The sequence below is a fragment of the Polynucleobacter sp. TSB-Sco08W16 genome (assembly GCF_018687455.1).
Classification (GTDB): domain Bacteria; phylum Pseudomonadota; class Gammaproteobacteria; order Burkholderiales; family Burkholderiaceae; genus Polynucleobacter.
On the sequence record NZ_CP061291.1, the window covers coordinates 1,550,811 to 1,564,949 of the forward strand.

Sequence of the window (14,139 nt, forward strand, 5' to 3'; positions counted from 1 at the left end):
GCCATGCAATCCCTTTTAAATAAGAAAATCGTTCTTGGCATCTCCGGTGGTATTGCCGCCTATAAGACGCCAGAGCTCGCGCGCCTTTTGATGCAAGAAGGTGCATCAGTGCAGGTAGTGATGACAGAAGCAGCTCAGCAATTTGTAACTCCTGTAACTATGCAAGCCCTGACTGGCAATCCGGTTTACTTGAGTCAATGGGATAGCACTATTCCAAACAACATGGCACACATTGAGCTGTCTCGCTCGGCCGATGTCATTCTGATTGCGCCTGCAAGTGCTGATCTCATGGCGAAGCTTTCTCTAGGCCTCGCAGATGACTTATTGACTACACTTTGCCTAGCAAGAGATTGCCCCCTTCTACTCACACCAGCAATGAATAAGCAGATGTGGGAACATGCGGCCACCCAAAGAAGTGCCGAACGACTCGAAAAAGATGGTGTGACATTACTTGGTCCCGCTAGCGGTTTTCAGGCATGTGGTGAAGTTGGCATGGGTCGCATGCTAGAACCCGCTGAAATTACTGAGCAAGTCATTGCCTTTTTTCAGAAAAAAACGCTAATCGGGAAAAAAGTACTGATTACTGCTGGCCCAACATTTGAAGCAATTGATCCAGTTCGAGGCATTACTAACCATAGCTCTGGCAAGATGGGTTTTGCTATCGCGAGAGCAGCCCTAGAGGCTGGTGCAGAGGTTCATCTGATTGCAGGCCCTTGTGATCTCTCTACTCCACTAGAAGCCACGGGTAAGATTACCCGCACGAATGTAGTAAGCGCTCAAGAGATGCATGTTGCGACATTAGCGGCAGCGGATTGTGATCTATTCTTTGCAGTGGCTGCAGTAGCGGACTGGGGTGTTGCCAAGCCCGCGAAGGAAAAGATTAAGCGCAATGGCAAAGAAGCTCCAAGCATCGAATTTATAGCCAACCCAGACATTCTTCTTGATGTTGCTAAAACAGTCAAAACTAAAAGTGGCAAACCTTACCCATACTGCGTAGGCTTTGCAGCTGAATCGACTGATCTAGAGCAACATACTGATGAAAAAAGAAAGCGTAAAGGCATTCCGATGATTGTTGGCAATATTGGTCCCGACACCTTTGGTAGCGATCTAAATCAATTACTCGTAATATATGCTAGTGGCAGCAAAAAACTTGCCAAGGCTGAGAAACTACATTTGGCTCGTCAATTGATTCAGCTAGTTGCCAAGAAAATTTAGCTTCAAAGTTTTTTCATTTTCACCTCCAGTTTTAGGAAATCCCATGCAAGCTCTTCAAGTCAAAATTCTCGATGAACGTATGCGCGATCAGTTGCCTAGTTATGGCACACCAGGAAGTGCCGGTCTAGATCTACGAGCCTGTATCGATGAAGCCATTGAGATTGCCCCGGGCCAAACTGTATTAGTCCCAACCGGGCTTGCCATTTATGTAGAAGATCCTCGCTATGCCGCCTTTATCCTGCCACGTTCTGGCCTGGGACATAAACACGGTATTGTGTTGGGCAACTTAGTTGGCCTAATTGACTCGGACTACCAAGGTCAACTCATGGTGAGCACCTGGAATCGTGGATCCACCCCATTCAAACTCGAGCCAATGGAGCGTTTGGCTCAATTGGTAGTGATGCCAGTACAGCAAGTTGAACTCAAAGTAGTGGAAGAGTTTACTGAAAGTAGTCGTGGTGCCGGTGGATTTGGAAGTACTGGCAGAACTTAAAGTTATAAAAGCCGCCACTCGTAATGCAGAAGACCACCCTTGGGTGGTCTTCTGCATTTATCAATAAGTAAAATTGGTTTTTAAGCTGATTTATTAGCGCTCTCGATAAATCTCTTTCGAGCTGGTGCCAAAACAAACTTTGCCGTAAATGCTGCGGTAATTGTTACGGCAGCTCCTAAAATCAACACAATATCCCAGTTACCACCCGCAGACAATACTGATGCCAAAGGCACAATTAAAGAAGCAGTGCCTTTTGCGGTATATAAAGTTCCTGCGTTACCAGCTGCATTCTTAACGCCAAAAGTATCGGCACAAATGGCTGGAAAAATCGAGAAAATTTCACCCCAAAACAAAAATATTAAGGCGGCAAAAGTCATAAATGCCATTGGCTCATGGCCATACTTCATTAGCCCTAACATTGCCAACCCCTCACCAAAAAATACAAAAAACATAGTATTTTCCCGTCCTAAACGGTCAGAGATGAAGCCGCAAAGAGGACGTGTAAAGCCATTGCAAAGGTTATCAATAGATAAAGTCATTGTTAACAGCGGCAGAGTTAAACCAAACAAGGTAATGGGTAATTTGGCTAAACCATAATCTTTAGCAATAGGGCCAATTTGCGCAGTTGCCATGAGACCGCCGGCTGCAACAACCACGAAAATGACATAAATCAACCAGAAGATTGGCTTTTTAATCATTTCGCCAGACGTGTAATCAACCTTGGTTGTCACAATACGAGGAGCGGCCTGAACTCCAACCGGAGGTTTTGGCTTAGTCATGAGTAAGGCGAGTAAAAAGATTAAAGCGCCTTGTGCGATTCCAAAAAATAAAAATGCATGCTCATATCCATCGGTCAAAATCATATTGCCAATAGGAATAACGGTAACTGCAGCACCAGCACCAAAGCCTGCAGCAGTTAAACCAGCTGCTAATCCACGCTTATCTGGGAACCATTTCAAGGCATTACCAACGCAAGTTCCATAAACACAACCCGCGCCAATACCAGCAATGACAGCCGCAACATAAAGCATCTCTAGGCTGGTGGCAAAACTATCAAGCACCCACCCAGCCGCCGCAAATACCGCGCCGATAAGAATGACAAAGCGAGGACCAAATTTATCAACCATCCAGCCCTCAACTGGAACTAACCAGGTTTCAACAACAATAAAAATCGAAAAAGATAACTGAATTGCAGAAAGAGTCCAGCCTGTCTTGACCTGCATTGGACTCACAAATAAAGTCCACGCATATTGTAAATTTGCGACCAGCCCCATACATAGAATGCCAAAAAAAAGCTGCGCCCACCTGTTATGCCAGGGTTTTGTACTCATTTAATCTGTCTCCGATTTATAAATTTTATAATTGCACATCAACTTATTGGCGCAGCCCATCAAAAAACATCAACTTGTCTATTAATGCAACTTTTACCAATAGGGGTCGGTGACCACAAATCAAAGTAGCAATAAAATAATTTTTGTATTTTTTATCGCGCTTCTAAGGATAAAATTTTCACATGTACACATTTTTTTATATAGCGTATTTTTTAATCGTTTGTACCTAAGAAAAATTAATTTAGATATTAAAAATTGACGGGCATCAATCTTTGAGGAAATAGTTATTTACCTTTCTGAGATTGCAAATATATTACCCACGCAAGCCCAAATTTATCTCCACTAACATTTAGAGTGAAATTTGAAATTACTGAAGTTTTGCTATATTCCAAAAAATGTAGCCATCATTGCATTGATGGCCTTCCTTGCTGTTCTATCGGATGCAACAGACTTTGATCCCGAGAAGAAAAGAGCTGCCAAAACCACCAGAATCCTTTGGGACTATTCGCGGTTCAATAAGAATAGTGGCGGTATTGAACCGCTTAAAAAGGAAGATATTGATTTTTTAAGCGAGGTCGTATGGCAAGATCACGGACTGCCTAAAAGATTTATTTCCGAGGCTGAGTGGAGTTCTTACGAGAAGCTTGCCAAAAAGAAGGGTTATGAACTAATCCCCCAATTTATTCTGGCGGGCGGGAAGAGGTTAAAAACTGCGGGCAATCATTACTTAAAGATCAAAGATCTCATTGATAGTAATTTGAAAAATGGCATTTCATTAGCCTTTGATCAGAACGGAAACCCAATTAGATCAATATCCGAGCTTAACGGTGACTGCCTGGTTTCATCTGAATTGCTCGATAAATACTTGGAGAGCTCAAAAACATTATTTGGTGAACCACCGCCATTGCATTCGATACGCGGTTACAAAATGCTAAGTCAAGCTAACCAAATTTTGGCCCAGATTGCATACCTTAAGCTAGACCCACTTAATCTACCCCGCCGACTACCGGCTGACCCCAGCTCCACAAAGCTGGCAATTCAACAATTAGCCCTCCAAAATTATGAGCTCTTTCCCTCCAAAGCAACCTTTAATCAAGCATGGTATCGACTAACAAAAAGTGGGGAGATTCGTTACACAGATAGCGCATAACAAACGTAAGACTAAGCAAACAAGTGCTGATGAAATACAAAAAAAAAGTAAGGCCACCTAAAGGTGGCCTTACTTTTACTCACAAGGTATGAAGGGGATTACTTACGAATATGCGCATGACGAGCAGCGTCTTGCGACATGCCAGCACCAGCACCTTCACGAGATTCTTTTTCAGCAGTGATTTCTTTGCGACGCTCTTTGCATGAGCCAGCAATTTCTTGCAAGGCCTTGCGAGCACGCGCTGCAGATGCTTTGATTCCTTTACCTTGAAACTTTTCATTCTCCGCTTTGTAAGTTTCAAAAGCTTCCAGCAATTTATCGTGATGAGACATGTTTTCCCTTTATTAGTAAATCTAGTGTGGATTAAATTTCTTCTGCAGGAGCTATATCAGCCTTAGCAGCCTTACCTGGTAATTTTGGGGTATCAAAGTTCAACAGCACTTTGCCATCTGCATCGATATCCACATCTACATGACCGCCCTGAGCCAACTTACCAAACAGTAATTCATCAGCAAGGGCCTTGCGTACAGTATCTTGAATAATCCGCTGCATTGGTCTCGCGCCCATGAGTGGGTCGAAACCATGTTTAGCCAAGTGTGCACGTAATGCTGGGCTAAAGGTAGCATCGACCTTCTTCTCATGCAATTGCTCTTCTAACTGCATCAAGAACTTATCCACCACACGCATGATGATAGTTTCATCAAGTGCCTTGAAGGAAACGATAGCATCTAAACGGTTGCGGAACTCAGGCGTGAAGAATTTCTTAATATCAGCCATCTCATCACCAGTCTCACGGACATTGGTAAAGCCCATGGTGGATTTCTGCATCGCTTCAGCACCAGCATTTGTGGTCATGATGATGATCACGTTACGGAAGTCAGTTTTGCGACCATTGTTATCCGTCAAAGTACCGTGATCCATCACCTGCAAGAGGATGTTGAAAATATCTGGATGGGCTTTTTCAATCTCATCGAGCAAGAGGACGCAATGCGGCTTCTTATTGACGGCTTCAGTAAGCAGGCCGCCTTGATCAAAGCCAACATAACCTGGAGGGGCACCAATTAAACGGCTAACGGCATGACGCTCCATGTACTCAGACATATCAAAACGTAGAAGCTCAATACCTAGGATATAAGCAAGCTGTTTTGCAACCTCAGTCTTACCAACACCTGTCGGCCCTGAGAATAAGAATGAGCCAATTGGGCGATCAATCTTGCCAAGACCGGCACGAGTCATCTTAATGGCGCTAGCCAAAGCCTCAATGGCAGGATCTTGACCAAAAACCACGCTCTTAATATCGCGATCCAAGGTTTGCAGCTTGCTACGATCGTCCACAGTGACAGATTGGGGCGGTATACGAGCAATCTTGGCAACAATCTCTTCGATCTCGGGACGACCAATGGTTTTCTTCTGCTTGGACTTCGGCAAAATACGTTGAGCAGCACCTGCCTCATCAATCACATCAATTGCTTTATCAGGCAAGTGACGATCATTGATATATCGGGCAGAAAGTTCTGCTGCAGCCACTAAAGCGCCAGCTGCGTATTTCACGCTGTGGTGTTCCTCGAAGCGAGATTTCAGGCCGCGCAAAATTTGCACAGTCTGATCAACGGTTGGCTCCACTACATCTACTTTTTGGAAGCGACGTGATAGAGCTGCGTCTTTTTCGAAGATGCCACGGTATTCAGTGAAGGTGGTTGCACCAATACATTTGAGTTGCCCATTAGACAGGGCTGGCTTTAATAAATTACTTGCATCTAAAGTGCCGCCCGAGGCAGCGCCCGCACCAATCAGGGTATGAATCTCATCAATAAATAAAACGCCATGAGCGTGATCTTTTAGTGACTTAAGAACACTCTTTAAACGTTGCTCGAAGTCACCACGGTATTTGGTACCAGCCAGTAATGCACCCATATCTAATGAATACACGGTGGCGTCAGCCAAAATGTCGGGTACATCGCCCTTAACGATTCTCCAGGCCAAGCCTTCAGCAATGGCAGTTTTACCAACACCAGCTTCGCCAACTAACAAAGGATTGTTCTTGCGGCGACGGCAAAGCACTTGAATCACACGCTCTACTTCGCTCTCACGACCAATCAGTGGGTCAATCTTCCCCTGGCGAGCCAAGGCATTTAGGTTCTGGGTGTACTGATCGAGAGGGCTCTCTTTACCTGACGAGGCTGCCTCTTCTGTCTCTTGCGTAGTGTCAGCAGGCTTTACATGCTCAGTTTGGTCTTTACGAACGCCATGGCTAATGAAGTTCACGACATCTAAGCGAGTAACGCCTTGCTGTTGCAAGAAGTACACCGCATGAGAATCTTTCTCGCCAAAGATGGCAACCAATACATTTGCACCAGTCACTTCTTTCTTACCATTGGATGTCGATTGCACGTGCATGATGGCACGTTGAATCACTCGCTGAAATCCTAATGTAGGCTGTGTATCTACTTCATCATTACCGGGCACTACTGGTGTGTTGTCATTGATAAAGTTTTTCAGTTGAGCGCGTAACTCTGCGATATTGACAGCGCATGCCTTGAGTACTTCTACCGCGGTAGCGTTGTCAAGCAAGGCGGCCAGCAAATGTTCCACGGTAATGAATTCGTGTCGGGATGCCCGTGCGTCAACAAACGCCATGTGCAGACTTACTTCTAGTTCTTGGGCAATCATGCTTCCTCCATAGTGCACTGTAGTGGGTGACCCGCTTCACGGGATAATTCAATAACTTGATGCACCTTGGTGGCAGCAACATCACGGGTAAATATTCCGCAAACGCCTTTACCAACCAAATGAACTTGCAACATGATGCGCGTTGCTGTTTCGTGGTCCTTATTAAAATACTCCTGAATGACCATCACTACAAATTCCATCGGCGTGTAATCGTCATTCAGTAACAAAACTTTGTACATTGAAGGAGCCTTAACTTGCTCGACCTGTTTTTCGAGCAAAAGGGTGTCTTCAACGTAGGGATTGGCGGGGACGCCAGTAGTGGGATTTTTGGGAGTGCGGCTCATGAGAAACATTCTAAACACAGATATCCAAACTTATTTAAAGGAGGGTCTTGTTGCGAAAAACACGCAAAAAGCCCCATTTAAACCATATTGGGGCATTTTTCGATAAAAAAAGGGGTCATTAATAGGGGGTAAGTGCATATAACTCCTTGACACCCCTACAAAAAGGGCAAACAATCAGGGGGTAGGCTTCAAAAGAGGTTCTATTTAGGCGTGTTGTGGATTGAGACTGATTAAAAAGTATTTACCCTCATCACGGTTGTTTTAAGTTTATGTAATGGAGTTCGCATGGCGACCGGAATTGTTAAGTGGTTCAATGATGCAAAAGGTTTTGGCTTTATCAAACCTGATGATGGTGAAGAAGAGTTGTTCGCGCATTTCAGCGCAATTACTATGCCTGGGTTCAAAACCCTTAAGGAAAACCAAAAGGTAACGTTTGACATTACCCAAGGTCCTAAAGGCAAGCAAGCTACCAATATCCAAGCGGCTTAATAGTCCTTAGATCATTATGGAAAACCCAGGATTCGTTCCTGGGTTTTTTTTCGTCTAAAAATTGGCTCACTTAAAATACTAGTAATGAAAACAACTGCTCAATTTTTCTGCAAGCTCATTGCAGCTACTCTTTTTATCGGATCGTCGCTGGCCTTGGCACAAGTGAACGTAGGCTTACCGACTATTGAACTCAAGACCGGCATCTATCGCATTCAGGCAGAGCTTGCTGATACCCCCAAAGCAAGAGAAGTTGGCCTCATGAATCGCACTAGCATGCCTACGAATTCTGGAATGCTGTTTATCTTTGAACAAAAAGCTGGTCATTGCTTCTGGATGAACAATACCAAGATTCCATTGTCGATTGCATTCATCGCAGACGATGGCAGGATTGTGAACATCGAAGAGATGCAAGCAGAGACAACCAACAATCATTGCCCAAGAGCTAATGTTCGTTATGCTCTCGAAATGAATAAGCAGTGGTTCTCCGACAGGGTGATTGTGCCGGGCAGCATTATCAGCGGCTTACCAAAATAATCATTAGGCTTTTCTAATTCTTTAGTATGAATTGGGCGGCAGATTTCACAAACTCAGACTCTTTTTGATTAAAGCCGTGATAAGCCCTTGAGCCGCAAACATCACCCTCGCTAATTCCGCCTTCAATCTGAATGAACTGGGATCTCAATTGCTTTGATCGTCCCTCGATAATTCTCTCAGACGAAACGAATGGCGTTGATCCACAGCCATCGTCAACATGATGAATTGCTAGTACCGGCACCGTCACATCCGAATCTACCGTTGCAGATCTGAAAGTTCCTGCCACTATGACTCCAGCTATGAGTCTTTCTTTTTCTTTTCCGCCATTAACAAATTCGGTAACGCTTACGGTACCCATGCTGTGACCAAATATCCATACTGGTAGATTGAACTTTTCTTTGTAATAAGAAATGACATTCAAAATTCTTTGCTGATGATCTCTAATGGATCGAGAGTTACGCATACCAGCCCCCAGGTCATAAGGGGTATCAACCAAAACAGAGTCTATTCCGTATTGAGCCCAGAGATCCTTGGATCTGACAAAAGTATGGCCGTTAGTAGTTGAGCCATCGTCCTGCAAATTTAAGACGCCACCACCACCAGGAAATAGCAACACAACTGCCTTGGCATTTTTAACTGGAGTAAGCAATGTTCTAGTCGGAGCATCGTCTTTATGGGGAACATCAAAAACCTGAGAATATGCGGAAGAGGACATCAGCGCCCCGATCGCAATAACTATGTAAATGATCTTCATTTGCGGATTCTTACATGGCACGAAATAAAACCACCCGAAGGTGGCTTTATTTAAAACAAGTACTCATTACTCAAAGTGGCAGACATAGTGCACTGGTTGCTCAGCGCGAATAATAAAGTAACCACCTTTTTCTACTTCCCAGGTTTGACCAGCCTTGAACTCTTGCTCTGGAGCGCCATTGATGCTGACAAATGCGTTGCCATCAACCACTTCCATTACTTCTTTGGTACTGAGGTCAAAGCGCAAAGTGCTTGGCAATACCACGCCAACAGACTTACGTACACCATTAGGCAAGGTCACTGTGTGTGAAACACATTTGCCATCAAAAAATACATTGGCTTTTTTGCCAACTGAAACTTGATCAAATTGCATCTGAGTTCTTTCTATTTCGTTTGGTTCTAATTTGGATTATTTCTGAGCACGCTTGCGCTTAGCAATTTCAGCAATACGCATACGCAATGCATTTAGCTTGATAAAACCACCGGCATCTGCTTGGTTATACGCACCACCATCATCATCAAAGGTAGCAATATTTTGATCAAACAAAGTATTGGCTGAGTCACGTGAAATCACGGATACAGAACCTTTGTAGAGCTTGAGACGGACAACACCATTCACCATCTGTTGAGTATGATCAATTAATGTTTGCAGTGCGAGACGCTCGGGAGACCACCACAAGCCGTTGTATATCAAGCTAGCGTAGCGAGGCATGAGGTCGTCTTTTAAGTGAGCTACTTCGCGATCTAGAGTAATGCTCTCGATTCCGCGATGGGCCTTCAAAAGAATGGTGCCGCCAGGAGTTTCATAGCAACCCCGGCTCTTCATACCAACAAAGCGGTTCTCAACCAAGTCAAGGCGACCAATTCCATGCATGCCGCCAATACGATTGAGCTCTGCCAACAATTCATGCGGTTTATAAGCTTTGCCATTAATTGCCACAGGGTCGCCAGCTTTAAATTCAATCTCAATGATCTCTGGGGTATCTGGTGCCTTCTCAGGAGAAACTGTCCAGCGCCACATTGACTCTTCAGCCTCGGCATTTGGATTCTCAAGATGACGGCCCTCATAGCTGATATGAAGCAAGTTAGCGTCCATTGAGTAAGGAGAGCCGCCTTGCTTATGCTTCATCTCAACTGGAATGCCATGCTTCTCAGCGTAAGCCATTAACTTCTCGCGGGAGAGGAGATCCCACTCACGCCAGGGTGCGATCACCTTAATTCCCGGCTCAAGAGCGTAGTAGCCCAATTCAAAGCGAACCTGGTCATTCCCTTTGCCAGTAGCACCGTGAGATACAGAGTCAGCACCAGTTAAGCGAGCGATTTCGATTTGACGTTTAGCGATCAATGGGCGAGCAATTGAAGTGCCCAAAAGATACTCACCCTCATATATGGTGTTGGCACGGAACATCGGGAAGACAAAGTCACGCACAAACTCTTCACGCAAGTCATCAATAAAAATATTCTCAGGCTTGATGCCAAATTGCAATGCCTTAGCACGCGCTGGCTCTAACTCTTCACCCTGACCTAAGTCAGCAGTAAAGGTCACAATCTCGCAACCATAGGTGTCTTGAAGCCACTTCAAGATCACACTGGTATCGAGTCCACCAGAATAGGCTAGTACGGCTTTTTTAATATCAGACATGATTTCTTATTCAATCAAAAATTAATAAATGGATTAATTACTATTTTCTTGCTTAGTCCAAGCGACCGCAGAGTAAATACTCCATCAAGGCTTTTTGGACATGTAAACGGTTTTCTGCTTCTTCCCACACAACACTTTGCGCACCATCAATCACGCCTGCTGAAACTTCTTCACCCCGGTGTGCTGGCAAACAATGCATAAATAAAGCATCTGGTTTTGCTACTGCCATCAACTCTTCATCAACCATCCAGTCTTGGAAAGCATTCATACGCAAAGTATTTTCAGCCTCATAGCCCATGCTAGTCCAAACATCAGTGGTGACTAAATCTGCATCCTTGCAGGCATCCTTAGGATCAGCACAGATCGTCAAATGTTTTGCTGCATTCTGCGTCAAACGCGCAGGATCCAATTGGTAGCCTGCAGGTGCCGAGAAGCACAATTGAAAATCTAAGCACTCAGCCGCCTGAATCCAGGTGTAAGCCATATTGTTAGCATCACCGACCCAAGCCACCGTTCTACCCTGAATCGGGCCGCGCGCCTCAACGAAGGTAAAGATATCTGCCAAAACTTGGCAAGGGTGATATTCATTTGTAAGGCCATTGATGACTGGGACCCGTGAGTTCGCAGCAAAACGCTCAATAATCTCTTGGCCAAAAGTGCGAATCATGATGATGTCAGTCATGCGCGAGATCACCTGCGCTGCGTCCTCTACAGGCTCACCACGACCTAATTGAGTATCGCGAGTGTTCAGGTATACCGCATGACCACCAAGCTGATGTATGCCCGCTTCAAAGGACAGGCGAGTGCGCGTAGAATGCTTTTCAAAAATCATTGCCAAAGTACGGTCATGCAAAGGATGCCAAGTCTCATAACTCTTGAACTTGGCTTTGAGCCAGGCTGATCTTTTTAGTAAGTATTCATATTCCTCACGAGTGAGGTCAGAAAACTGCAGGTAGTGCTTTACCTGACCAGGCACTTGAGGCTTTGCCAGAGATGTCATAGTTGAGCTTTCTACTAAAGTTTTGGCTTGCATTTTTTTCTTAAACCATTCAACTGCACGAAAATAGAACATAAAGCCATCTTACGGCCACCTCAGGCTGTTAAGCTAGAGGGCTTAGTAATACTGATTCTTACGAACTTCTTTACGCCAACTTGAACCACAAAAAGCTTTTCATTCAAGGCATTACCACTTCTGGCAAACCATTTCGGCCCAGCGATTGGGCGGAGCGTCTTTGCGGGGTGATGGCTACCTTTCGCCCTCCAGGAGATTCTGGAGACCCTCGCTTCACTTATTCGCCCTATGTCAGACCAGTGCTTATTGCCAAAGTGAAATGCGTTGTTATCGATACTAGACTGCGCGATCTCGATCCTCGGGCGCTAGACTTTGTCATGAACTTTGCCCAAGACAACGACCTACCAATCGAAGAGGCCTGCGAGTTCAACCCAACACCCACAGCTCAGCCTTAAAAACAAAAACCCGCTCTGATAAGGAGCGGGCTTAGGTCGAAACGATGATTCGACCAGCCTAAAACTTTTACTAAATTACGCTGCCATCGCCTTGATAGCTGCAGACAAACGTGACTTTTGACGTGCTGCAGTATTTTTGTGAGCAATCTTCTTGTCAGCAATCTTGTCGATTGTTGCTTGAGTTGCTGCGAATACTTTCGCTGCAGAAGCTTTGTCACCAGTTTCGATTGCTTTACGAACTGCCTTAATGGAAGTGCGGAGCTTTGAACGCAAACTGGAGTTATGCTCGTTCTGTTTTACTGCCTGGCGTGCGCGCTTGCGCGCTTGTGCTGTATTGGCCATCTTTAAACCTTGCCTCTATAAATTGCAAAATGCGATTAGTTAAAAATCTCGCGGACTTGCTAGATTCATAAGCAAGCTCGCCAAAACCCAAGATTTTACCTTAAAGGGGCAAAAAAGCCCAGTCCACCCACAAATAGGTGAAAATCGGCTCATGAATCTGCTTTCTGCCGCCGCCAAGGTTAGCTCTCTCACCATGCTTTCCCGTATTACGGGCCTGCTACGGGAGACCCTGATTGCCCGTAGTTTCGGGGCTTCAGAGTGGACAGATGCCTTTAATGTCGCTTTTAGGCTACCCAATTTACTTCGCCGACTCTTCGCTGAGGGGGCCTTTTCCCAGGCATTTGTCCCGATTTTGGGCGAAATTGCCACCCAAGAGGATCAAAGCAAGGCCAAAATCCTCATTAATGCGGTCGCCACGCTCTTATTCTGGGCTTTGCTCCTAACGGTACTACTGGGCGTTATTGGCGCGCCCTTGCTCATTTTGGTGATTGCTACAGGCTTTCAAGGTGGGCCGGCCTACGATGCCAGCGTTGTGATGACCCGGATCATGTTCCCTTATATCGGGCTGATTTCCATGGTGTCCCTCTCAGCAGGGATTTTGAACACCTACCATCGGTTTGCGCTTCCTGCCTTTACGCCCGTCTTGCTCAACCTCGCTTTGATTGGTAGCGCCATCTTTTTAGCACCTCACTTAGAGCAACCAATTTATGCGTTAAGCATTGGTGTTCTTTTAGGCGGCATTCTGCAACTGGTAATTCAGGTTCCAGCTCTCTCTCGCCTAGGTCTTTTGCCACGGATTGGTTTATTGCCTGGAGCCATCAAAGCAGCCATCGCCAATCCTGATGCAAGACGCGTCTTGAGACTCATGGGGCCAGCTGTATTTGCCGTGTCAGTTGCGCAAATCTCTTTGATCATTAATACCAACATCGCATCGCGCTTACAAGCCGGTAGCGTCTCATGGCTCTCATATGCAGATCGCCTGATGGAATTCCCAACGGCACTACTCGGGGTTGCACTCGGCACCGTTCTGCTACCAAGCCTGAGCAAGGCGAATGCAAAAAATGATTTAGTACATGCTGGTGAACTATTGGTATGGGGCTTGCAGCTGACCTTCTTGCTTGCAGCGCCCTCTGCAATTGCACTCTTTATTTTTGGCGAGCCATTAGCTGCAGTCTTGTACCACTATGGAAAATTTAATGCGCTTGATGTGTTGATGACGCAACGTGCATTAGCTGCCTATGGAGTGGGCCTCATTGGATTAATCCTAGTGAAGATTTTGGCACCGGGCTTCTACTCACGCCAAGACATTCGCACCCCCGTCAAAATTGGCCTATTGGTTCTAGTCGCCACTCAGCTGGCAAACCTAGTATTCGTACCTTGGCTTGGTCATGCTGGTCTGGCCTTATCTGTGGGCACCGGCGCCTGTCTCAATGCCGCCCTGCTATGGTTTGGCCTACACAAACGAGGGGCTCTTCCAGGCGCTTCATGGGCTAAGTATTTGGGGCAACTTCTTGTAGCTTTAATCCCCTTTTCGGCAGTCCTTTTTTATGCCGCAGGCGCCCACAATTGGATTGCCCTTCAAGCGCAACCTTGGCTGCGCATTGGCCTAGTTGCTTTATGGTTGGCTGCCGCAGCCATTGTTTACTTTGGTGCCCTAGCTTTAGTTGGAATTCGCTGGCAAAAATTCCTGCGTCATGCAAAATAGGATG

At 45.5% G+C, this 14,139-nt stretch carries 16 protein-coding genes; 7 read left to right on the forward strand and 9 right to left on the reverse strand.

Annotated features, from left to right (window positions below; translation table 11 throughout):
- The first annotated feature begins 3 nt into the window (after positions 1 to 3).
- The gene (gene coaBC / locus FD961_RS07770) at positions 4 to 1,215 is read left to right on the forward strand and encodes a bifunctional phosphopantothenoylcysteine decarboxylase/phosphopantothenate--cysteine ligase CoaBC (RefSeq protein ID WP_215393361.1); all 1,212 of its coding nucleotides are present in this window, start codon (positions 4 to 6) and stop codon (positions 1,213 to 1,215) included.
- Positions 1,216 to 1,258: 43 nt separating this feature from the next.
- Positions 1,259 to 1,708, forward strand: a complete 450-nt coding sequence (gene dut, locus FD961_RS07775; protein ID WP_215393362.1) for a dUTP diphosphatase — start codon at positions 1,259 to 1,261, stop codon at positions 1,706 to 1,708.
- A gap of 80 nt (positions 1,709 to 1,788) precedes the next feature.
- Here the strand turns inward: dut and oxlT are convergent, their stop codons facing one another.
- Positions 1,789 to 3,039, reverse strand: coding sequence for an oxalate/formate MFS antiporter (oxlT, locus tag FD961_RS07780; RefSeq protein WP_215393363.1), 1,251 nt, complete (start codon positions 3,037 to 3,039; stop codon positions 1,789 to 1,791).
- A 361-nt stretch (positions 3,040 to 3,400) separates the two neighbouring features.
- Here oxlT and FD961_RS07785 point away from each other — a divergent pair, with 361 nt between their 5' ends.
- Positions 3,401 to 4,189 carry a hypothetical protein gene (locus tag FD961_RS07785; RefSeq protein ID WP_215393364.1) on the forward strand — a complete coding sequence of 263 codons (789 nt, stop codon included), beginning with the start codon at positions 3,401 to 3,403 and terminating at the stop codon, positions 4,187 to 4,189.
- 98 nt (positions 4,190 to 4,287) lie between these two features.
- On the opposite strand, the gene FD961_RS07790 is transcribed toward FD961_RS07785, so the two are convergent.
- From FD961_RS07790 to clpS, 3 genes are read right to left on the reverse strand one after another with little or no spacing between them, the layout of a single operon-like run.
- The gene (locus tag FD961_RS07790) at positions 4,288 to 4,521 is read right to left on the reverse strand and encodes a hypothetical protein (RefSeq protein ID WP_071466048.1); all 234 of its coding nucleotides are present in this window, start codon (positions 4,519 to 4,521) and stop codon (positions 4,288 to 4,290) included.
- 31 nt (positions 4,522 to 4,552) lie between these two features.
- Positions 4,553 to 6,859, reverse strand: coding sequence for an ATP-dependent Clp protease ATP-binding subunit ClpA (gene clpA, locus FD961_RS07795; protein ID WP_071466049.1), 2,307 nt, complete (start codon positions 6,857 to 6,859; stop codon positions 4,553 to 4,555).
- The gene (clpS, locus tag FD961_RS07800; protein WP_068949325.1) at positions 6,856 to 7,212 is read right to left on the reverse strand and encodes an ATP-dependent Clp protease adapter ClpS; all 357 of its coding nucleotides are present in this window, start codon (positions 7,210 to 7,212) and stop codon (positions 6,856 to 6,858) included. Before clpS ends, clpA begins: the two co-directional genes overlap by 4 nt.
- Before the next feature lie 276 nt (positions 7,213 to 7,488).
- On the opposite strand from clpS, the gene FD961_RS07805 reads away from it, so the two are divergent.
- Together FD961_RS07805 and FD961_RS07810 are read left to right on the forward strand one after the other, a co-directional pair.
- Positions 7,489 to 7,692 carry a cold-shock protein gene (locus FD961_RS07805; RefSeq protein WP_011903586.1) on the forward strand — a complete coding sequence of 68 codons (204 nt, stop codon included), beginning with the start codon at positions 7,489 to 7,491 and terminating at the stop codon, positions 7,690 to 7,692.
- 84 nt (positions 7,693 to 7,776) lie between these two features.
- Positions 7,777 to 8,226, forward strand: a complete 450-nt coding sequence (locus FD961_RS07810; RefSeq protein WP_215393365.1) for a DUF192 domain-containing protein — start codon at positions 7,777 to 7,779, stop codon at positions 8,224 to 8,226.
- Between the two features lie 13 nt (positions 8,227 to 8,239).
- Here FD961_RS07810 and FD961_RS07815 read toward each other — a convergent pair whose 3' ends face one another.
- The 4 genes from FD961_RS07815 to argF form a co-directional block, all read right to left on the reverse strand.
- Positions 8,240 to 8,980: a hypothetical protein gene (locus FD961_RS07815; protein ID WP_215393366.1), complete on the reverse strand. Its 741-nt coding sequence runs from the start codon at positions 8,978 to 8,980 to the stop codon at positions 8,240 to 8,242.
- A 66-nt stretch (positions 8,981 to 9,046) separates the two neighbouring features.
- Positions 9,047 to 9,352 carry a pyrimidine/purine nucleoside phosphorylase gene (locus FD961_RS07820; protein WP_215393367.1) on the reverse strand — a complete coding sequence of 102 codons (306 nt, stop codon included), beginning with the start codon at positions 9,350 to 9,352 and terminating at the stop codon, positions 9,047 to 9,049.
- 36 nt (positions 9,353 to 9,388) lie between these two features.
- Positions 9,389 to 10,621 (reverse strand): argininosuccinate synthase, encoded by a 1,233-nt coding sequence (locus FD961_RS07825; RefSeq protein WP_215393368.1) that lies wholly within the window; start codon positions 10,619 to 10,621, stop codon positions 9,389 to 9,391.
- A 52-nt stretch (positions 10,622 to 10,673) separates the two neighbouring features.
- Positions 10,674 to 11,621, reverse strand: a complete 948-nt coding sequence (gene argF / locus FD961_RS07830; RefSeq protein WP_215394402.1) for an ornithine carbamoyltransferase — start codon at positions 11,619 to 11,621, stop codon at positions 10,674 to 10,676.
- Between the two features lie 152 nt (positions 11,622 to 11,773).
- On the opposite strand from argF, the gene FD961_RS07835 reads away from it, so the two are divergent.
- Complete coding sequence (locus tag FD961_RS07835) at positions 11,774 to 12,088, forward strand: DUF3579 domain-containing protein (RefSeq protein WP_215393369.1); 315 nt, start codon at positions 11,774 to 11,776, stop codon at positions 12,086 to 12,088.
- A gap of 75 nt (positions 12,089 to 12,163) precedes the next feature.
- Here FD961_RS07835 and rpsT read toward each other — a convergent pair whose 3' ends face one another.
- Positions 12,164 to 12,430 carry a 30S ribosomal protein S20 gene (gene rpsT / locus FD961_RS07840; protein WP_071466054.1) on the reverse strand — a complete coding sequence of 89 codons (267 nt, stop codon included), beginning with the start codon at positions 12,428 to 12,430 and terminating at the stop codon, positions 12,164 to 12,166.
- A gap of 151 nt (positions 12,431 to 12,581) precedes the next feature.
- Here rpsT and murJ point away from each other — a divergent pair, with 151 nt between their 5' ends.
- Positions 12,582 to 14,135 (forward strand): murein biosynthesis integral membrane protein MurJ, encoded by a 1,554-nt coding sequence (murJ, locus tag FD961_RS07845; protein WP_215393370.1) that lies wholly within the window; start codon positions 12,582 to 12,584, stop codon positions 14,133 to 14,135.
- The last annotated feature ends 4 nt before the right edge of the window (positions 14,136 to 14,139 follow it).

What these genes read in the sequence shown, in the direction of transcription:
- clpS (WP_068949325.1), bottom strand. Translation starts at nt 7,212, where the DNA reads ATGTTTCTCATGAGCCGCACTCCCAAAAATCCCACTACTGGCGTCCCC.
- murJ (WP_215393370.1), top strand. Translation starts at nt 12,582, where the DNA reads ATGAATCTGCTTTCTGCCGCCGCCAAGGTTAGCTCTCTCACCATGCTT.
- coaBC (WP_215393361.1), top strand. Translation starts at nt 4, where the DNA reads ATGCAATCCCTTTTAAATAAGAAAATCGTTCTTGGCATCTCCGGTGGT.
- FD961_RS07810 (WP_215393365.1), top strand. Translation starts at nt 7,777, where the DNA reads ATGAAAACAACTGCTCAATTTTTCTGCAAGCTCATTGCAGCTACTCTT.
- clpA (WP_071466049.1), bottom strand. Translation starts at nt 6,859, where the DNA reads ATGATTGCCCAAGAACTAGAAGTAAGTCTGCACATGGCGTTTGTTGAC.
- oxlT (WP_215393363.1), bottom strand. Translation starts at nt 3,039, where the DNA reads ATGAGTACAAAACCCTGGCATAACAGGTGGGCGCAGCTTTTTTTTGGC.
- FD961_RS07815 (WP_215393366.1), bottom strand. Translation starts at nt 8,980, where the DNA reads ATGAAGATCATTTACATAGTTATTGCGATCGGGGCGCTGATGTCCTCT.
- FD961_RS07790 (WP_071466048.1), bottom strand. Translation starts at nt 4,521, where the DNA reads ATGTCTCATCACGATAAATTGCTGGAAGCTTTTGAAACTTACAAAGCG.
- rpsT (WP_071466054.1), bottom strand. Translation starts at nt 12,430, where the DNA reads ATGGCCAATACAGCACAAGCGCGCAAGCGCGCACGCCAGGCAGTAAAA.
- dut (WP_215393362.1), top strand. Translation starts at nt 1,259, where the DNA reads ATGCAAGCTCTTCAAGTCAAAATTCTCGATGAACGTATGCGCGATCAG.
- FD961_RS07820 (WP_215393367.1), bottom strand. Translation starts at nt 9,352, where the DNA reads ATGCAATTTGATCAAGTTTCAGTTGGCAAAAAAGCCAATGTATTTTTT.
- FD961_RS07825 (WP_215393368.1), bottom strand. Translation starts at nt 10,621, where the DNA reads ATGTCTGATATTAAAAAAGCCGTACTAGCCTATTCTGGTGGACTCGAT.
- FD961_RS07805 (WP_011903586.1), top strand. Translation starts at nt 7,489, where the DNA reads ATGGCGACCGGAATTGTTAAGTGGTTCAATGATGCAAAAGGTTTTGGC.
- argF (WP_215394402.1), bottom strand. Translation starts at nt 11,621, where the DNA reads ATGACATCTCTGGCAAAGCCTCAAGTGCCTGGTCAGGTAAAGCACTAC.